Below are 18031 nucleotides of genomic sequence, written 5' to 3'. Positions count from 1 at the left end.
CATGGATCAATATACAGCCTTTTTCCATCACTTCACAGAAGCAGTAGCCATCTTGAATTTGCAAGGCGTGATGATTTATCATAATCCGGCTTTTGCCGATTTGGCGCTGAGCGAAGAAGAACAGAGAGCGCTGTTGGCGGAAGGCCAGATGTTGGCTGCACGTATGAAACAGACGCCAGCCGTGTTCCGCTTGGATTTGCTTGACGGCTTATTGATTGCGGGAGTGTCGCCGATCATCGATCAAAACGGAAAGGTCTCGGCGATCTTATGCGTCTTTCGACGTCAGACGGAGGAGAGCGGCCTGCAAGAGCGGCTCGCCGAAGCGGAACGGCGCCTCCAGTTGATTGTCGAGCATTCGAACGATTACGTGTTGATTTTTTCTCCCAATCGTGAATTGTCATACATTCCGCTGTCATGGAAGCGAAAAACAAACACGCGTCTTCCAGTGTCATACGAAGAGGTGCTGACGTTTGTCCACCCTGATGACGTCCCGATCGTGGCACAAAAATTGGCTGAGCTGTACGATACATACGAGACGCAATCCGCCGAATTTCGCAAGCAAGGCGAGAAAGGCGAATGGGTTTGGATGGAGGCACAAGGGAAGGCGATCATCGATGAAGCGGGGACGCTCGATTGTGTCATTGTGACCGTGAAAAACATCAGCGAGCGGAAACAGTATGAAGAGAAGCTTCGTCAGCTCGCCTACTTCGATTCACTCACCGGCATCGCCAACCGCAGCTATTTTGAGCGGCATATTCATGAGCTGATCGCCAGCCAGACGCCGTTTGCCCTTTGTTACTTGGATTTTGACAAATTTAAATGGATCAATGACCATTTTTCCCATCAAGCCGGCGATTACTTTTTGCGTGAGGCGGTGAAGCGCGTTCAGCAGGCGCTCCGGCCCGATGACTTTTTCGCCCGCATCGGCGGCGATGAGTTCGTTTTGTTGCTGCCGAATGTGACCAAATCTGAGATGGCCGCCTTGGCGGAGCGGCTTGTCAGTTCGTTTCATGAGCCGTTTTATTACGAAAAACAGCTGATTCAATCAACATTGTCGATCGGCATCGCCTTTTTCCCGAAAGACAGCGATCGGATCGAGCAAGTGATGAAATACGCCGATCAGGCGCTGTACGAAGTGAAAGAGCGGGGGCGGAACGGCTATGCGTTTTACCGGCCGACCGAGCATCGGCATGGGGTGATCGAGCAAGATTTGCCGTTTGCCATTATGCGCGGGCAGTTGTATGTATGCTATCAGCCGAAAGTGCAACTTGCTAAAGGAAAGGCGATGGGGGTTGAAGCGCTTTTGCGTTGGCGTCATCCGTCGCTCGGTGAAATTCCGCCGCTGGATTTCATTCCGTTGGCGGAGGAAAGCGGGTTTATTTTTGAAATTACGTTATGGGTGCTTGAGCGGGCATGCCGCCAAGTGAAAGAGTGGGAAAGAAAATTTCCAGGCCTCAAGCTCGCCGTCAACTTGTCGCCATTTTTGCTCAACCGTCCGGAGCTCGTTGAGCATGTGAAGCGCATTTTACGGGAGACGGGGCTTTCGCCCGACCAGCTCATTTTGGAAGTGACTGAAAGCGGATTGATGGAAAACATCGACACAGGGCGGCACATTTTAACAGAACTGCAGCAGCTTGGTGTGCAGGCCGCGATCGATGACTTTGGAACTGGTTTTTCATCATTGGCTTATATCCGCAACTTGCCAGTGTCACTGTTGAAAATCGACCGCAGTTTCATTCAAGGCATTGCGGAAAACTCGAAAGATGCAACGATTGTCGATACGATCATTCATTTAGCAAAAAGCCTGGATATTGAAGTATTGGCCGAAGGGGTGGAGACCGAATCGCAAGTGGCGCTTCTTTCGCAAATGCATTGCGACTATGCGCAGGGGTTTTACTTCAGCCGCTCGCTCGAAGCGGAAAAGCTGCAGCAATGGCTTGAGGAGTACAACCGCACGGCTTGCAATGGGCCTTCGTCATAAGTCGGTCATTTCCACTCATGAGTTTCCTCAGCTTGCCGCAAACTACACTTGATGACTAGGCAAGAGGAGGAAAAACCATGGAATTTGCGCCGCGAAGCGTCATGATCAAGGAGTTCATCGATACGCTCGAGCCGATGATGGAAGCCTATGGACTCGACCAAGTCGGTATTTTTGAAGAGCATGGTGAAGGCAATCGCTATTACATCGGCTATACGATCAACAAAGACGATGAGATGATCACCATTCACATGCCGTTTGTAAAAAACGAACGCGGTGAACTGGCGCTTGAGAAGCAGGAATGGACCGTTCGAAAAGACGGCCGAGAGAAAAAAGGCTTTCATTCGCTGCAAGAGGCGATGGAGGAAGTGATTCATTCATGATAAGCGGCCGGGCTCGGCCGCTTTTTAGCCATTGAAAGGGAGAGGAACATGATTGCGGAACTTCACATAGCAGACTACGAAACGGCCGTTAAGGTGCTGCACCTACAGCGGCGCGCGTATGCGATCGAGGCGCAGATCATCGGTAGCACGGCGCTCCGGCCGCTTCACGATACGATCGCTTCTCTGCAGCGATGCGGCGAGCGCTTTTTTGGCTATTTTCAAGGTGAACGGCTCGTTGGGGCGATCGCTTGCGAGCGGAATGGAAAGACGCTTCACCTTTGTCGGTTGATGGTCGACCCGGATTGTTTCCGCCAAGGGATCGCCAGCGCGTTGCTCGACTTTGTTATCAGGCAAGAACCGTCGATAAGCGAGATCGTCGTGACGACCGGAAGCGGCAACGCGTCGGCCATTCGCTTTTACAAACACCATGGGTTTCGTGCCATCGAGCGCATCGAAACGCCAGAAAGAATCGAGTTAACGAAACTCGTGAAACGAAGCGGATGACACGCGGGTACGAGTTTCCGGTTGCGCATGATGCTGATTTTGACCATACAGAATCCGAAGGCAGTGTTGCCAAAAGGCATTCAAGCAGAGATGAAAACTGATAAAAGCGGATCTGTTGCGTTTCGCTTGCCTGAGCGGGCGGTTGAATGATCGATAGATGGATAGAGAGGAGAAACAAAGGAAGACATGGTGACAACCTTGTATTTGACAAGACATGGGGAAACGAAGTGGAATGTCGAAAAGCGGATGCAAGGATGGAAAGACTCGCCGCTCACGGAAAAAGGGCGGCAAGACGCCATGCGGCTTGGAAAACGGCTTGAAGCGGTGGAGTTGGCCGCGATTTACACAAGCACAAGCGGTCGGGCGCTTGAGACGGCGGAACTTGTCCGCGGCGGGCGGCTTATTCCGATTTATCAAGACGAGCGGCTATGCGAGATTCATCTTGGCGATTGGGAAGGCAAGACGCATGACGAGATTCGGCAAATGGATCCAGTTGCGTTCGACTATTTTTGGAAAACGCCCCATCTGTACGCTCCCGAGCGCGGCGAGCGGTTTTGTGACGTGCAGCAGCGGGCGCTTGAAACGGTGCGGCGCATCGTCGAGCGGCACGAGGGGGAGACCGTCTTGATCGTCACCCACGGCGTCGTGCTGAAAACGCTCATGGCGGCATTCAAAGACACACCGCTTGCCCACCTATGGTCGCCGCCGTATATGTACGGCACGAGTGTGACGATCGTTGAGGTGAATGGTGGGACGTTTCACGTGGTCGTTGAAGGAGATGTGTCACATATTGAGGAGGTAAGGGAAGTATAGCGCTGAATAATTGATTAAGACAGGAAGGACGGGCGCTTGACCGCTGCTCGTCTTTTCCGTGAAAATGCGTGCGCCTTCAAGGGTGATTTTCATGCCCGGGTGGAGGGCAAAACGTTGCCCATGGAACTTTTCCTTGCAAAGCTCTGTATCTTTTCTTTGCAAAAAACAAGCTACAAATGTGGAAGCTTCAAACTGCATCTATATACTTATCTTATAAACCCTTTTCCCTTGGAATAGAAGACGAGAGAGGAGAAAGTTCGGGGCGGGACAGCCTGTTAAGCCAGGAGATCAAATAAGCCCCGACCATCTCGCCAGCTGCGCGGTCGTAAAGGTGACCGCCATGGCAATTGCTGTTGGCAAGGCAAAGGCGACGAATGTCCATTTCGCGCTTTTCGTTTCTTTGTAAATGTTGACGAGCGTCGTGCCGCATGGGTAGTGAAGCAGGGAAAACAACATCATATTGAGGGCGGTGAGCCACGTCCAGCCGTGGTCGAGCAAAATTTGTTTTAGAGAATGCAGGCCATCGACTTCAGTGAGCGCCCCCGCGGATAAATAGCCCATCAGCAAAATCGGCACGACAATTTCATTGGCTGGCAATCCTAAAATGAACGCCATCAAAATGTAGCCATCCAATCCGAATGCTTTGGCAAACGGGTCAAGCCAGTCGGCTACATACGCCAGCACGGTCGCATCTCCCACGTGAATATTGCCGAGGATCCATGTCACAATGCCAGCCGGCGCCGCAACCGTTACCGCCCGTTTCAGCACATAGAGTGATTTGTCGAGGGTGGCCCGGATGATCGTCTCCATGATCTTCGGGCGCCGATACGGCGGCAGCTCTAGCGTGTAATGGGTCGGAATGCCGCGCAAGGCTGTCTTGGATAGAATCCACGAGACGGTTAACGTGACGATGATGCCAAACAACACCATGGCAACGACCACACCCGCTGTCACGAACGTGTTCCATCCGCCTGTATAACCGGCCGCCATAAATAAGGAAGAAAGCAGGATCAGCGTTGGCCAACGTCCATTGCAGGGGACGAAGTTGTTGGTCAAAATGGCGATCATCCGTTCGCGCGGTGATTCGATAATGCGCGTCGACATGATGGCCGCCGCGTTGCAGCCGAAGCCCATGGCCATCGTCAGCGATTGTTTGCCATGCGCCCCCGCTTTTTTAAACAAGCGATCCATGTTAAAGGCGACACGCGGCAAGTAGCCATAATTTTCGAGCAAAGCGAATACGGGAAAGAAAATCGCCATCGGCGGCAGCATCACGCTGACGACCCAAGCCGTGCCGCGATACAAGCCAAGCACGATGAGGCCGTGCAGCCAGTCGGGGGCGTGAATCGCTTGAAACGCCATGGTGAGATACGTTTCGATCGTCCCGAACAAGCGGGCGAGCGAATCGGAAAATACGTTGGCGCCGGCGATCGTCATGTAAAGGACAGCGGCGAGCAGCGCCAGCATAATTGGAAATCCCCACCGCTTCGATGTGACGATCCGGTCAATCTGTTCCGTTCGGTCGCGTTTCACGCTCTTCGTGTGATTGACACATTCCCGATAAAGCTCAGCCGATGTTTGAAAGATGGCGGCAACGATTTGCTCGCGTACATTGTCCGGCGCCAGTGACGCCGCTTCTTCCATTAAGCGGTCAAACCGATTTGATGGATCCGCAGCAGGCATACGCGTTCCCCTCCTTGATCAATGGTTGCGGCGGCTGCTTCAGCGCTTGAAGCAGCGATGAATCGCCGTCAAGGAGACGAAGAGCGATCCAGCGAGCAGGATACGTGTCTCCCATTACGTCTTTCACGAGTGGAAGAAGTTTGGCAATGCCTCGTTCGATTTCCGGGCTGTACCGGATGGAAAGCGGGTTGGTGTTGATGCGGCCATGCGCCATGGCATCCACTGTATCAAGCAGCGCATCGATTCCTTCCCGATTGCGGGCCGAGATCGGCACGACCGGCACGCCGAGTTTGGCGGCTAATTTTTTTGTATTGATATGAATGCCTTTCTTTTTCGCTTCATCCATCAAATTGACGGCGACAATGACGCGGTCTGTCATTTCCAATACTTGAAGCGCCAGATTTAGGTTGCGTTCTAATGCCGTAGCGTCGACAACAACGACCGTGACGTCAGGACGTTCAAACAGAAGAAAATCACGCGCCACCTCTTCATCGGCTGAATTGGAATAGAGCGAATACGTTCCCGGCAAGTCGACGATCCGGTACAATGCGCCGCGGTGGCGGCATTCTCCTTCCGCATGGGTGACCGTTTTTCCCGGCCAGTTGCCGGTATGCTGGCGCAGGCCGGTTAAGACGTTAAACAACGTGCTTTTTCCGGTGTTCGGATTTCCCATTAAGGCAATCGTATACGTCATATCAGTCATGGTGGATCTTCTCCCCGTAAATATAGTCACTTTCTTCTTTCCTTAATGCGATCGTCGTTCCACAAACGCGATAGGCGGTCGGGTCGCCAAGCGGGCTTCTTTGTCCAACCTTCACTTCCCCGCCGGGTACAAATCCCAAATCAAGCAACCGCCTTTTTAACACAGGATCAGGAACATCAACCTTTTCGATGCGAAATCGATCGCCTGGTTTCGTATCGGAGAGGCGGCAGTATTTTGTTTGTGCCATAAAAGTTTCCCTCCGGTTAATATTTTTTACTAAAGACATTTTTTTTGCTTAGACCAACTTTTGTGTTTATCATATTCCATTTGCCTCGCTGTTGTCAACGAATTTGTTTCATCGTTTTCTGACAGAGTTGTCGAACCGACAACTATTCAAAATAGAAGGAAATCATGTTATCATATGAATAGTCTGAACAAACTATCGGCAGAAAGGCGGTGACGGCGTCTAGTGACGCACGATGAAATGAAAGCGATTACGGAAGGGACGATTCTTTGGCAGCCGACGGAGGAGCAAATCCGGCAATCGAACATTCGGCGGTATATGGACTGGCTGAAAGAAAAAAAGGGGCTGTCATTTGATTCGTATCGCGAGCTATGGACATGGTCGGTTGAACATCTTGAAGAATTTTGGGAAACGGTTTGGGAATATGGCGGCGTGCAGGCGGCGACACCGTATGAATGTGTGCTGCGGGAGCGGAAGATGCCGGGGGCGGAATGGTTTCCAGGCGCCACGCTCAACTATGCGAAACATATTTTCCGGCATGCGCGCGCTGACCGCCCGGCCATCGTTTTCCGCTCGGAACGCGTGCCGTACCGGGAAGTTTCATGGCAGGAGCTCGGCGAAAAAACGGCGGCGATCGCCAAAGCATTGCGAGCGATGGGAGTGAAGCGCGGCGATCGCGTCGTCGCCTATATGCCGAACATTCCGGAAACAGTGATGGCATTTTTGGCCTGCGCCTCGATCGGCGCCATTTGGTCAAGCTGCTCGCCGGATTTTGGCGCCGGCAGCGTCATCGACCGGTTCGCACAAATCGAGCCGACCGTGTTGTTTGCGGTTGACGGCTGCCAATACAACGGCAAAGAGTTTGACAAAATGCCGGTCGTATCGGAATTGCGCACCAAATTGCCGTCATTGAAAAAGACGGTGCTGCTTCCGTATTGGCGAGGGCAGATGGAAGCTCCGGATGAGGGCGTCGTGCTGTGGGATGATGTCGTGGCGGACAAAGCGGAGCTCGTCTATGAAGACGTTCCATTTGATCACCCGCTTTGGATTTTATACTCCTCGGGCACGACCGGATTGCCGAAGCCGATCGTCCAAGGGCATGGCGGCATTTTGCTTGAGCATTTGAAAGCGCTCACGATTGCGGAAAACTTGACGAAAGACAGCGCGTTTTTCTGGTTTACAACGACCGGGTGGATGATGTGGAACTTTTTGATCGGCGGGTTGCTTGCCGGCTCGACCATTGTGCTTTATGACGGCAGCCCGACGTACCCGGATGGCAATGTCTTATGGGATCTTGCGGAGAAAGCAGGCATCACCCATTTTGGCACGAGCGCGGCGTTTATCAACATCTGCATGAAGCTCGGCCTGAAGCCGAAAGAGCAATATGACTTATCGAAGCTCAAAGCCGTGCTTTCGACCGGTTCGCCGCTCACGGTTGAAGGGTTTGCCTGGGTGTATGAAAACGTCAAAGACGACATTTGCCTAGCGTCATGCAGCGGGGGAACGGATGTGTGTACGGCGTTTGTCGTGGGCTCCCCCATTTTGCCGGTGCGCGCCGGCGTCCTCTCGTGCCGCGCGCTGGGCGCGGATGTGCAGGCGTTTGATGAAAACGGCCAGCCGCTCGTGAACGAGGTCGGCGAGCTCGTCATCACGAAGCCGATGCCGTCGATGCCGCTCTTTTTCTGGAACGACCCGGACGGCGAACGGTATCGGAACAGCTATTTTGACACATACCCGGGCGTCTGGAAGCACGGCGACTGGATTAAAATTGACGAACAAGGCGGCTGCGTCATTTACGGCCGTTCCGACTCGACGATCAACCGCGCCGGCGTCCGCATGGGCACAAGTGAAATTTACCGCGCGGTCGAAGCCGTCGATGAGGTGCTTGAAAGCCTTATCATCGATTTGGAAATGATGGGAAAACAATCGTTCATGCCGCTCTTTGTCGTTCTCAAACCGGGCGCGGTGCTTGATGACGAGTTGAAAGAGCGCATCCGCCAGTCGATTCGGCAACACGTTTCGCCGCGCTTTGTTCCAGATGAAATTTACGAAGTGAAGCAAATTCCGAAAACGTTAAACGGCAAGAAAATGGAGATTCCGATCCGGAAGCTGCTCCTTGGCTTCCCGCTCGAAAAGGCGGTCAACCCGGGCTCGATGGCCAATCCGGAGGCGCTCGACTTTTTCCTCGAGCTGGCGAAGACGCTGGGGGCAAAGACGCAGATAAGCTGAAAGCCCTTTTCCTGAAACGTGCGAAAGGTTGTTATTAAGTGACGACTCTTAATAACAACCTTTCTGCGTATGAGTGATTATAATGAAAAGAATCAGATGAGGGAAGAAAGCAAGTGGGCTGGCCTATATACATGCTCATTAAAAAGTTAACCTTCGTATAACCGGTGCACACTCCGGTTATCCTGTTCCTAAGGAAACCTATGGAAAAGGAGCGGGATCATTCATGAAACGTCTCAACATCACCCATGATCACGGATGGACGCCACGGACGCTTCGCAAACAGGAACGGAAAATCAAAAACGCGCTTCTTCGCCAACGGGTGATGGCGGTTCGTTTGGTCATGGAAGGTTATTTGGGCAAAGAGGCGGCCTCCATGGTCAACGTGTGCCGACAAACCGTTTCCCATTATGTGTCGCTGTTCAACGAAGGCGGTCTGGAGCTCTTGCTTCATCGGGATTTCGCCCCCGGACGGGAGCCGTTTCTCACCGAAGAACAGCAGGAAGAGATCAAACAGCTTGTGTTGACCACCACTCCCGCGGAACTGGGCTGGGACGTCGCTTCGGCGTGGAACACCAAACTCCTGCAATCCTATGTCGAAAAGCACTTTGGTGTTTGGCTTTCCCGTGAAGCGCTGCGAAAACTCCTGCACCGTCAAGGTCTGTCATGGACTCGCCCTACGTACACGCTGGCGAAAGGGAATCCGGATGAGCAAAAGCAATTTGAAAAGCAAATGGATTTGATAAAAAAAACTTGATCACCAAGGAGACAGAAGATGCCGTTCTTCTGTACATCGATGAAACGCATATCCGCTCTTATCATGTCTTGCGATCCACTTGGTCCGAGGTCGGCCGTCAAAAACGTGTGCCGACATTCGGCCATCATGCCCATGTTTCGGTATTTGGCGCCGTGAACGTCCACGATGGGGACACCGTGCTTCACCAAGCAGAAGCCGCCAACGCCACGACGTTCTTGGATTTCTTGCGCCTGCTCAAAGAGCGGCATCCCAACCGGATGATTGCGCTCGTCTTGGACAATGCCCGGATTCATCACGCTCGAATGGTGAAGGACTTTTTGCGAGAAGAAGGACAATGTTTTCATTTCCTGTATCTGCCGCCCTACTCGCCGCAGCTCAACCCGATCGAGCGTTTGTGGAAATGGCTGAAGGATACGGTGATCGCCAACGCCTTTCACAAAGACCGCCACGAGATCCTGCAAGCGGTTCAACGATTTGCTCATTACATTCAGGAACGCCCGGAGGAAGTGTTGCGGCGCTTGGGGTGTGCCGCGTAATCGAAAAGTTAACTTTTCAAGGTGCATTTATATAGTTTGGAAATCCATCGGTGATGCAGAAGCGGACGATGGTGAAAGAGATTGGCGATGATGAAGCGAGATTCACATAGTAGAAAGCCCGAAAGGCTCGTTTAGGGGAACCTTTCGGGCTTCTTTCACGGCAACGATGGCTGGAAGTGTTAGGATGACGATGAGCAGAGGAATGTTGGTTGGTAAACGCTGAGGAAGTCAACGAAATTAGCTCGAACTGACGTCTAATACATATTCAACGCCGTCTTGATCCGCTTGATCTCCTTCTTGCTTTCAAACAGCTCTTCGACCAAAATTTTTTGGCCGTTGGCGACGTCGTTGAGCCGTTTGTCCATGTCGGATACTTGCTGGCTTAATTGGCTGAGTTGTTCATTGGTTTGCTGCACTTGTTTGGTGAGTTGCTCGACTTGCACATGGGTTTGCTCCACTTGTTTGTTCAATTGCTGCACTTGTCCGCCGAGCTGCTGTACTTGCTCGTTCGTTTGCCGCATCTGTTTGCTAAGCTGTCCGACTTGTTCGTTTGTCTGTTGGAGCTGATCGGCGAGTTCTTTAATGGCTTGCCAAATCATTTCATTTGAGATGGTTCCCATTCGACAATCTCCTTTCCGGTTCGATTCTTTTTCTATTATACATGACAAAAGAAGGAAACCATAGAGGAAAAATGACGAAAATTTTTTCTTTGCGGCCCGTCCTTCGAATGTGATATAACAAAGGAATGTCAACAGCATGCACATACTGGGGGATGAACATGGTGATCCGTGTCAGCCATTTGCATAAATCGTTCCGCGTCTATCGCCGCGAAGCGGGATGGCTTGAGGCGGCGCGCAGTTTATGGCGGCGCGACTACCGCGTCATTGAGGCGGTGAAAGACGTTTCGTTTACGATTGAAAAAGGGGAGATTGTCGGCTTTTTGGGCCCGAACGGGGCGGGGAAAACGACGACGATGAAAATGTTGGCTGGGTTGTTGCATCCGACATCAGGGGAGATTACGGTCGGCGGGTTTGTGCCGTTTGAGCAAAAGCGGGAGTTTAAAAAAATGATGAGTTTGGTGATGGGACAAAAAAGCCAGCTCATTTGGGACATTCCGCCGATGGAGACGTTTTTGGTCAATAAAGCGATTTATGACATCGACGATCGGTCGTTCCGCCAGACGCTCGATGAGCTCACCGAGCTGCTGGATTTGGCGCCGCTATTGGACAAACCGACTCGCAGCTTGTCCCTTGGCCAGCGGATGCGTTGCGAGCTGGCGGCGGCTCTTTTGCATCGGCCGAACGTGTTGTTTTTGGATGAGCCGACGATCGGGCTGGACGTTCATACGCAAGAAAACGTGCGCCGCTTTATCGTTGATTACAATCGGGAACATGAAACGACGATTTTGTTGACGTCGCACTATATGGGGGATGTCGCGGCGCTTTGCGACCGGGTGATGATCATCAACTATGGGCGGCTCATTTACGACGGGGATCTTGCGGTGCTGACGGAGAAGTTGGCGCCGTACAAGCGGCTGGAGGTTCGGTTTTCGCGGCTGCCGAATGTCGATTGGAGCGAGTACGGCGAAGTGGCGGAAATCGAAGAAGGGACGATTGTGCTCAGGGTGGCGCGCGAGGCGGCGGCGGAGGCCGCGGCGCGGCTTTTGGAGCGGTTTGATGTCCGCGACATCAATATTGAAGACCCGCCGCTTGAGGAAGTGATTACGCGCGCGTTTCAGGAGGAGAGTGTATGATTCGCAAATATATCGCCCTGTTGCGGATGAAATATATAGAAATGCTTGCATACCGCTTGGCGACGTTCGTCTGGATGACGGGCGCCGTTGCGCAGCCCCTCATTACGATGTTTGTCTGGATGAACATTCATCCAGAAGAGAGCGAGTCGTTCGTTTTCTACTTTATGGCGGTCATTTTCGTCGAGCGGATGACGAGCGCGTGGGATGTATGGGAGCTGGACCGCGAAATTCGCGAAGGGACGTTTTCGAACTTGTTGCTGCGGCCGCTTCATCCCATTCATTGGGCGATCGCGGAGAACATCATTTATAAATGGCTGTTTGCCGTCATTTTAGTGCCTGTCTGGGTGGCGGCGGCGGTATTTTGGCCAGCGCTTCGCCCGCATATGACGGGAAGCCAGGTGGTGTTGTTTTTGCTGGCGGTGGTGTTGGGAGCGGCGCTCCGCTTTTTGCTTAGCTACTCGTGCGGGCTGCTCGCGTTTTGGGTGACAAAGGTGGCGGCTGTGTACGGCGTGATCGACGTCATTTCCTTGTTTTTGTCGGGGCGGATTGCACCGCTGGAAATGCTTCCGCCGCAGCTTCGCGAATGGAGTGAGTGGCTGCCGTTCCGCTATATGATCAGTTTTCCAATTGAAATCGCCACTGGGGCGGCGGATGGAGGAGAGGTGGCGCGCGGTTTTGCGATCGCTGCCGGGTGGATGATTGCCTTGATTGCCGCTTTGCAATGGCTGTGGAAGGCGGGAATGCGAAAAAATCAGGCGGTAGGTGGGTGAACATGCGACGATACGGACGAGTGTTCCGCGAGTTTTTCCGCGCTTGTTTGGTCGAGGAAATGGAATACCGGAGCGAGTTTTTTGGCAATTTCATCGCCAGCTTTTTCGGCATCGCGGTTGCGCTGTTGACCGTCCATATCTTTTTTTACCAGACGGACCGCTTAGGCGGCTGGACGTATGGGGAAGTGCTTGTGCTGCTCGGTGTCTTTAATGCGCTGCGCGGGTTCATCGATTTTGCCCTCCGCCCGAACATGCCAAGACTGCTTGAGCACGTCCGGCGCGGCACGCTCGATTACGTGTTGACGAAGCCGGTCGACAGCATGTTTTACGTCAGCTTCCGCCATCTTGTTTTTTGGCGGCTCATCGATGTTGCGCTCGGCCTTGGCGTCATCGGATACGGCTTGTATGTCGAGCGCTATGTGCCGTCGGCGGCGGACGTATTCATGTTTCTCATCGTGATGGCCGCTTCTCTTTTGCTTATTTACTCGCTATGGATGATGCTTATGACGACGTCGTTTTGGGTCGTGCGGATCGACGATTTGTCGTTTATTTTCGATTCGTTTTTTGATACGGCCCGCTTCCCCGGCAGCATGTACCTGTTTTTTGCAAGCAAAAAATGCAGAGAAGTGCAAGAAAAAATACATAGGCTTGCCAGCTCAAGACTTAAGGTTCCAGACCGGGGGAAGAGGACGGCTGGATCGCGGAGAGAGCGTTCCGCAGTCGATAGCTCTCTCCCGTAAAGGCCAGGATGTGGGCATGGTGAACCAAGCGATCCACCAGCGCAGCTGTCAAGCGGTTGTCCCCAAACACCCGATTCCACTGTCCAAATTCCAGATTCGACGTCACGATGACGCTTTTTCGCTCATAACAGTCGGCGATAATATGAAACAACAGCTCCGATCCTTGCTTTTGAAACGGCACATAGCCGAGTTCATCCAATATCAACAGTTCGCACGCATCGATGCTTCGTTTCAGCCGCCCGAGCGTGCCATTTTTCAATGCCTCTTCCAGCTGGGCGACGAGATCCGCGACGCGGAAAAACCGAACCTCATGGCCTTGTTGGCACGCCTGGATGCCGAGCGCTGTGGCGAGATGGGTTTTTCCTGTCCCGGGCGAGCCTAAAAGCAGAACGTTTTGCTTTCGCTCCAAAAAGCGAAGGTCACACAATTCCTTCTTCGATGTCGTGGTCGGCCAGTGGATGTGATCCGACCATTCGTAATCCTTCAGCCATTTCAACTCCCGAAACTTGGCTTTCTTGATCAGCCGGGCCTGTTTCGCCTGCTGGCGGCACGACAGCTCCAGCGCCAATACATCCCGCAAAAACTGCTCTTTCGTTTCGAACATCACCTCCTCCAATCGATCCGCGATATAGGCCAAATGCAGCGCTTTACAAATCTCTTTCACCTCTGCTCTCATCCCTGGACACCCCTTCCCGAACAGGATGAAGACGTTGATCATACACCGTTAAGTCCGTTTCATAGTCGATCAGGACGGAAGGGGTGTACGATTCTTTCCACTTGGCCGGGTAATGGGATTGCTCGGCTTCCATCAACACCCCGATTTCATGAGGAGCCAAGTCCCATCGCTGGTTCTCATCGAGCCACTGGGCGATTTCATAAAGCGTGCAACGATCCAACAGCGCTCGCAGCCCTTTCAAACGGGCCGCCACCTGGGGCGGGGTGCCAGCCAGATACGTTCGGATCGCTTCCGGCAAGTACGCCCCGTATCGGGAATGCCCGACAACCTGGGGTTTGGTCTCCCACTCAGCGAAAATCTCTTTCCAAGGGATCTCGCGTTTCACGTTCGTATACGGCCTTGGCATCTCAAGATGTATGCCTCCGTCAGGAGAGAGCACAAAGAAACGATCCCACTCTTTTTTCACCAATACCCGGTTGGGGACGGACAGGCCATGGACGACGAACGCCTTCCCATCCACCATCACTTCTCCGTACTTATTCACGTAAGCGTGATCGAGGGAGAAGATCGGAAAATCTTGTTCCGGCAACGCCAACAGCTCCGGCCGCTCTTCCTGCCATAGCTCCTCTATCAACCGCCCCTTTTCATAATGAGGGCGGTTTCGGTCCTCGACCATCTTGCGATGCAACCACTCCACCAGCTCCGGATCCGACTCGATCAACGGAGCCGGGACGAAACAAAGGTTGCGAGTGTAATAGACTTTTCGCTCCGCATTTCCTTTCTCATGTCCGCTGTATGGATTGCACACTTGTACATCAAACCGATAGTAGAGTTGAAATTTCTCAAAAGCCTCGGTGAATTGGCGTTCTCCCCCTTTTCGAATCGACACGATGGCCGCGGACAAATTGTCAATGCGCAATGCCTTTGGCACTCCCCCAGCCTGACGAAACAGCTGCGTCAACCCATGGAGGAAGCATTCACTGTTTTCCGCCGGCAGCGGATAAGCAAACGCAGCGTTGCTATACGGGAAGCTTACGATCAAAACCGATCGTTCTTCTTCCTTCCCCTCCTTCGTCACCACCGTCATCTTCCCGAAATCCACCTGCGCCTCGCCTGGCGGGTGCTCAAGTCGTTCATAGCGCTGTTCTTTCTCGAGTTTGAGCTGCGGTCTTCGTTTTTGCACGTACGCGCAAACGGTGCGATACGAGCCTTGAAATCCATGGTCACGACAAAGCGCTTCAAACATCGTCTTGTTCGTTCGCCGTTGTTTTCTCGGCAGCTTGGCATCCTCCTCCAACCAGTCATCAATGATTTGCCCGTATCCTTCTTCCTCCATCATCCCCTTTTTGCGTTTGATGGTTGGTTGGACAGAAATGCCGCCATCCGCGTATTTCTTGACCGTTCTCCAGTTATATCCCGTTTCGCGGGAAATTTCCGCAATCGATAACCCTTTCTTTTCACGCAGTTTTCTGATACGATTCATTTCGGGCATTGCCAGCATCCTTTCGCTCCTCCACTGTTTGGTTTATGTGTTCACAACTTCCACAGTAGAGGAAATGTTAGGGGCTGGCAAGCCTTTTTTCTTTGCCTTAGGCTCTGCACGTTTCGTTGCAGAACTCTGTATTTTTATTTTGCACTAAACACGTCAAGATGCAGGATATTGAGGTTTTATCTGAACGGAGAGGGATTTAAAGGGAGCAATGATATGCGTGCGTTTGTATCGATTCACGTTTTATCTGAACGGAGAGGGATTTAAAGAGGGCTGGCGTTCGGCATTCCTCGTGAATTTGAACCGTTTTATCTGAACGGAGAGGGATTTAAAGAATGATGAACATGACGACACAAGCAAAACGAATCAGCGTTTTATCTGAACGGAGAGGGATTTAAAGGCTGCGAGAGTGGCGCAAACGCCTGGCGGAAGCTGTTTTATCTGAACGGAGAGGGATTTAAAGTCAAAAAACAGAAAAGGGGAGGTTAGCTGTGACGAGTTTTATCTGAACGGAGAGGGATTTAAAGGTCGTCAAGCGTGGGAGTGCTGATGGCTCCATCCCCCGGGTTTTATCTGAACGGAGAGGGATTTAAAGAATTGCCGCGGCATTTGGGATCAAACCAAATCATATCGTTTTATCTGAACGGAGAGGGATTTAAAGCACGAGATGCTAACACCTTGTTCGACACAATCACTACGTTTTATCTGAACGGAGAGGGATTTAAAGTCTGCTGAATTTTTTTGACTTAGAGACGGCATAAAGTTTTATCTGAACGGAGAGGGATTTAAAGAGTTTTAACCAATTAAGATACCATTACAGAACTGATGTTTTACTCACATTTCGCACCCTCTCAACGAAAATCGGGAGGATTTTTTGCGCCCATCGTCGAATGAATCCTTGACACACAAGGAACGTAAAGGAGTTTTTCTCTCATGGATGTGCAAGTCAAAGCGGTCTATCGCAATTCTTATTTGAATATCATAAGTGCTCTAGTCAAGGAACTGGGCCTTCCCCCATTGATTGACCATCTCGTTCCCGTTGATCCACAGTGCCAGACTCGAACCAGCGATGCCGTTCAGGCCATCCTCTACAATATGTTTGACGGCCGGCAAGCCCTCGTTCACCTGGAACGATGGGCTCAGGGGATCGATCTGGAGAAACTCATCCGTTCCGGGCTCCATCCTTCCTGGTTGAATGACGATGCGTTGGCCCGTCACCTCGACCGTCTGTACGAGGCTGGCATTCACAACGTCATCAGCGCTTGCTTGATTCAGATTTACCGGAAAGAAGGCCTTCCTCTCCGAGCCTTTCACGCCGATGCGACGGACAAGACCGTTTACGGCGCCTATGAATCGGCCTCGTTAGAAGCCTTACAGATCATACATGGTTACAACCTCCATCATCGTTGGCAAAAACAGATCGGTTTCGGACTGGTCGGCAACGAGGACGGCATCCCGTTTTACGGCGATGTGCACGACGGCAACCTGCCTGACAAAACGTGGAATCCAGAGGTGCTGTCGCGAGTCCATGAACAGCTCAAACAAGCCAAGATCGAAGACGAATGGATTTATGTGGCCGATTCCGCTGCGATGACGAAAGAGACCTTGGCGCAAACGAAAGCCGCCAACGCCTTTTTGATCACGAGAGGCCCTTCGTCGCTCCGGATCGTGAAACGAGCATTGGCCGAGGCCGATTCGGCCCACATCCCGTGGAGCGATCCCTTTGCGCTGGCGGAGAGAAACGGCGCCACGTACCGGGTATGGGAAACGACATCAACGTATGAAGGCCATCCGGTTCAGCTGATCGTCGTCGAATCGAGCGCGCTCGACCAGCGAAAAGGAAAGACGCTTGAAAAAGAACGAGCCAAAGAAGCGGAGCTTCTTCGCGAGGAACAAATCCGTTGGGAGCGTCACCCATTCTCCTGCCGCGAAGACGCCGAACAAGCCTTAGCATCCCTGAAGGCCTCCCTCCGTCCCCGGTTCCATCGGGTCGAGGCCGTCGTCGAAGAGATCGTGCGTCTGAAAAAACGGCGCGGACGGCCGAAAAAAGGGGCGGAACCCGAGATGGAGACGCTGCATCTCCTGCGCCTTGACGTCGAATTCGACCAAGACGCGTGGGAACAGGCGAAACGGAAAGCGTCCCGGTTTGTCCTCGTGACGACCGTTCCGAAGGAATGGAAGGGCCAACAAATGGATGCCCAAGAGATCTTGAAGCTATATAAAGGGCAGATCTCCGTGGAAATGAACTTCGCTTTTTTGAAAGACCCTTTTTTCACGGATGAGATTGATGTCAAAAAGCCAGAGCGGGTTGCCGTATTGGGCTATTTGTTTCTGTTGGCCTTGGCGATTTACCGTGTCTTCCAGCGCCGAGTGCGTCAATTCATCACACCGGAACGCCGGTTAAAGGGCGCTGGAGGCCGCAAGCTGACCCGTCCAACGGGACAGGCGATTTTTCAGCTGTTTCAATATGTGAACGTCGTCCTGCTGGAGCTGCCGGATGGGCGCATCCAACGCGCACTGGATCGCTCCCTTACCCCGGATCAGCGAAGGATTCTGCAGGGATTGGGCATGGATGAGAGCATCTACGTGTAACGTGATACGGAACGACCAGCGATGGTAAAAAAAAGGATTGCCATCGCTCGTCGTGTTGGTCGAAAAGTTATTCTGAAAAACCAAATAAAAAATCCTTTCTTTCTACCCTGTTAGGGTGCGAAATGTGAGATATAAACACACCAATATGAATGATTGAAAAAATTGATAAAAATTAACCAAAGAC

Annotated in this window: 17 protein-coding genes and 1 CRISPR repeat array; of the genes, 11 read left to right on the top strand and 6 right to left on the bottom strand. The window is 52.3% G+C overall.

What is annotated here, in order from left to right:
- Position 1: 1 nt before the first annotated feature.
- From BJQ97_RS10170 to BJQ97_RS10155, 4 genes are all read left to right on the top strand, one after another.
- A complete protein-coding gene (locus BJQ97_RS10170) occupies positions 2-1981 on the top strand; it encodes a putative bifunctional diguanylate cyclase/phosphodiesterase (protein WP_160156477.1) in 1980 nt (659 codons plus the stop codon).
- A gap of 77 nt (positions 1982-2058) precedes the next feature.
- Positions 2059-2361 (top strand): DUF5634 family protein, encoded by a 303-nt coding sequence (locus BJQ97_RS10165; RefSeq protein ID WP_160156476.1) that lies wholly within the window; start codon positions 2059-2061, stop codon positions 2359-2361.
- 48 nt (positions 2362-2409) lie between these two features.
- Positions 2410-2865 carry a GNAT family N-acetyltransferase gene (locus BJQ97_RS10160; protein WP_160156475.1) on the top strand — a complete coding sequence of 152 codons (456 nt, stop codon included), beginning with the start codon at positions 2410-2412 and terminating at the stop codon, positions 2863-2865.
- A gap of 186 nt (positions 2866-3051) precedes the next feature.
- Positions 3052-3678, top strand: a complete 627-nt coding sequence (locus BJQ97_RS10155) for a histidine phosphatase family protein (protein WP_160156474.1) — start codon at positions 3052-3054, stop codon at positions 3676-3678.
- Positions 3679-3966: 288 nt separating this feature from the next.
- On the opposite strand, the gene BJQ97_RS10150 is transcribed toward BJQ97_RS10155, so the two are convergent.
- Genes BJQ97_RS10150 through BJQ97_RS10140 form a run of 3 tightly spaced genes read right to left on the bottom strand, consistent with a single transcriptional unit; the run spans position 3967 to position 6311 of the window.
- Positions 3967-5361: a nucleoside recognition domain-containing protein gene (locus BJQ97_RS10150; protein ID WP_160156473.1), complete on the bottom strand. Its 1395-nt coding sequence runs from the start codon at positions 5359-5361 to the stop codon at positions 3967-3969.
- Complete coding sequence (locus tag BJQ97_RS10145) at positions 5330-6064, bottom strand: FeoB small GTPase domain-containing protein (RefSeq protein ID WP_160156472.1); 735 nt, start codon at positions 6062-6064, stop codon at positions 5330-5332. The genes BJQ97_RS10150 and BJQ97_RS10145 overlap by 32 nt, the downstream gene beginning before the upstream one ends.
- Positions 6057-6311, bottom strand: a complete 255-nt coding sequence (locus BJQ97_RS10140; protein WP_160156471.1) for a FeoA family protein — start codon at positions 6309-6311, stop codon at positions 6057-6059. The genes BJQ97_RS10145 and BJQ97_RS10140 overlap by 8 nt, the downstream gene beginning before the upstream one ends.
- Positions 6312-6548: 237 nt before the next feature.
- Between BJQ97_RS10140 and BJQ97_RS10135 the strand changes: the two genes are divergently transcribed.
- The 3 genes from BJQ97_RS10135 to BJQ97_RS17935 all read left to right on the top strand — a co-directional run bounded on the left by BJQ97_RS10135 (position 6549) and on the right by BJQ97_RS17935 (position 9827).
- Entirely contained in the window at positions 6549-8537 is a 1989-nt protein-coding gene (locus BJQ97_RS10135) for an acetoacetate--CoA ligase (RefSeq protein WP_201451729.1), read from the top strand.
- A 223-nt stretch (positions 8538-8760) separates the two neighbouring features.
- Positions 8761-9291: an IS630 family transposase gene (locus BJQ97_RS17940; protein ID WP_201451656.1), complete on the top strand. Its 531-nt coding sequence runs from the start codon at positions 8761-8763 to the stop codon at positions 9289-9291.
- On the top strand, positions 9288-9827 hold the full coding sequence (locus tag BJQ97_RS17935; protein WP_268892780.1) for an IS630 family transposase: 540 nt from the start codon (positions 9288-9290) through the stop codon (positions 9825-9827). The genes BJQ97_RS17940 and BJQ97_RS17935 overlap by 4 nt, the downstream gene beginning before the upstream one ends.
- A 254-nt stretch (positions 9828-10081) precedes the next feature.
- On the opposite strand, the gene BJQ97_RS10125 is transcribed toward BJQ97_RS17935, so the two are convergent.
- Positions 10082-10447, bottom strand: a complete 366-nt coding sequence (locus BJQ97_RS10125; protein WP_160156469.1) for a hypothetical protein — start codon at positions 10445-10447, stop codon at positions 10082-10084.
- A gap of 161 nt (positions 10448-10608) precedes the next feature.
- On the opposite strand from BJQ97_RS10125, the gene BJQ97_RS10120 reads away from it, so the two are divergent.
- From BJQ97_RS10120 to BJQ97_RS10110, 3 genes are read left to right on the top strand one after another with little or no spacing between them, the layout of a single operon-like run.
- The gene (locus tag BJQ97_RS10120; protein ID WP_160157597.1) at positions 10609-11580 is read left to right on the top strand and encodes an ABC transporter ATP-binding protein; all 972 of its coding nucleotides are present in this window, start codon (positions 10609-10611) and stop codon (positions 11578-11580) included.
- Positions 11577-12350: an ABC transporter permease gene (locus BJQ97_RS10115; RefSeq protein WP_160156468.1), complete on the top strand. Its 774-nt coding sequence runs from the start codon at positions 11577-11579 to the stop codon at positions 12348-12350. The genes BJQ97_RS10120 and BJQ97_RS10115 overlap by 4 nt, the downstream gene beginning before the upstream one ends.
- A gap of 2 nt (positions 12351-12352) precedes the next feature.
- Positions 12353-13090, top strand: coding sequence for an ABC transporter permease (locus BJQ97_RS10110; RefSeq protein ID WP_236567366.1), 738 nt, complete (start codon positions 12353-12355; stop codon positions 13088-13090).
- Here the strand turns inward: BJQ97_RS10110 and istB are convergent.
- Together istB and istA are read right to left on the bottom strand one after the other, a co-directional pair.
- Positions 13014-13766, bottom strand: coding sequence for an IS21-like element helper ATPase IstB (istB, locus tag BJQ97_RS10105; RefSeq protein WP_160156363.1), 753 nt, complete (start codon positions 13764-13766; stop codon positions 13014-13016). The genes BJQ97_RS10110 and istB overlap by 77 nt on opposite strands.
- On the bottom strand, positions 13738-15267 hold the full coding sequence (istA, locus tag BJQ97_RS10100; RefSeq protein ID WP_160156467.1) for an IS21 family transposase: 1530 nt from the start codon (positions 15265-15267) through the stop codon (positions 13738-13740). Before istA ends, istB begins: the two co-directional genes overlap by 29 nt.
- 164 nt (positions 15268-15431) lie before the next feature.
- A CRISPR array of direct repeats spans positions 15432-16046; the repeat unit is 29 nt; unit sequence GTTTTATCTGAACGGAGAGGGATTTAAAG.
- A gap of 142 nt (positions 16047-16188) precedes the next feature.
- Here istA and BJQ97_RS10095 point away from each other — a divergent pair.
- Positions 16189-17847 (top strand): IS1634 family transposase, encoded by a 1659-nt coding sequence (locus BJQ97_RS10095; protein WP_160156466.1) that lies wholly within the window; start codon positions 16189-16191, stop codon positions 17845-17847.
- Positions 17848-18031: the final 184 nt, after the last annotated feature.

The sequence above is a fragment of the Geobacillus sp. TFV-3 genome (assembly GCF_009901865.1).
GTDB classification, from domain to species: domain Bacteria; phylum Bacillota; class Bacilli; order Bacillales; family Anoxybacillaceae; genus Geobacillus; species Geobacillus thermoleovorans_A.
The sequence above is the reverse complement of the archived record's forward strand: the minus strand, read 5'-3'. Positions and strand labels throughout refer to the sequence as shown.

Coding starts and splice junctions, on each gene's coding strand:
- BJQ97_RS10140 (WP_160156471.1), bottom strand. CDS start 6,311: ATGGCACAAACAAAATACTGCCGCCTCTCCGATACGAAACCAGGCGAT.
- BJQ97_RS17940 (WP_201451656.1), top strand. CDS start 8,761: ATGAAACGTCTCAACATCACCCATGATCACGGATGGACGCCACGGACG.
- istA (WP_160156467.1), bottom strand. CDS start 15,267: ATGCTGGCAATGCCCGAAATGAATCGTATCAGAAAACTGCGTGAAAAG.
- BJQ97_RS10135 (WP_201451729.1), top strand. CDS start 6,549: ATGAAAGCGATTACGGAAGGGACGATTCTTTGGCAGCCGACGGAGGAG.
- BJQ97_RS10145 (WP_160156472.1), bottom strand. CDS start 6,064: ATGACTGATATGACGTATACGATTGCCTTAATGGGAAATCCGAACACC.
- BJQ97_RS10115 (WP_160156468.1), top strand. CDS start 11,577: ATGATTCGCAAATATATCGCCCTGTTGCGGATGAAATATATAGAAATG.
- BJQ97_RS10150 (WP_160156473.1), bottom strand. CDS start 5,361: ATGCCTGCTGCGGATCCATCAAATCGGTTTGACCGCTTAATGGAAGAA.
- BJQ97_RS10165 (WP_160156476.1), top strand. CDS start 2,059: ATGGAATTTGCGCCGCGAAGCGTCATGATCAAGGAGTTCATCGATACG.
- BJQ97_RS10160 (WP_160156475.1), top strand. CDS start 2,410: ATGATTGCGGAACTTCACATAGCAGACTACGAAACGGCCGTTAAGGTG.
- BJQ97_RS10110 (WP_236567366.1), top strand. CDS start 12,353: ATGCGACGATACGGACGAGTGTTCCGCGAGTTTTTCCGCGCTTGTTTG.
- BJQ97_RS10155 (WP_160156474.1), top strand. CDS start 3,052: ATGGTGACAACCTTGTATTTGACAAGACATGGGGAAACGAAGTGGAAT.
- BJQ97_RS10170 (WP_160156477.1), top strand. CDS start 2: ATGGATCAATATACAGCCTTTTTCCATCACTTCACAGAAGCAGTAGCC.
- istB (WP_160156363.1), bottom strand. CDS start 13,766: ATGAGAGCAGAGGTGAAAGAGATTTGTAAAGCGCTGCATTTGGCCTAT.
- BJQ97_RS10125 (WP_160156469.1), bottom strand. CDS start 10,447: ATGGGAACCATCTCAAATGAAATGATTTGGCAAGCCATTAAAGAACTC.
- BJQ97_RS10095 (WP_160156466.1), top strand. CDS start 16,189: ATGGATGTGCAAGTCAAAGCGGTCTATCGCAATTCTTATTTGAATATC.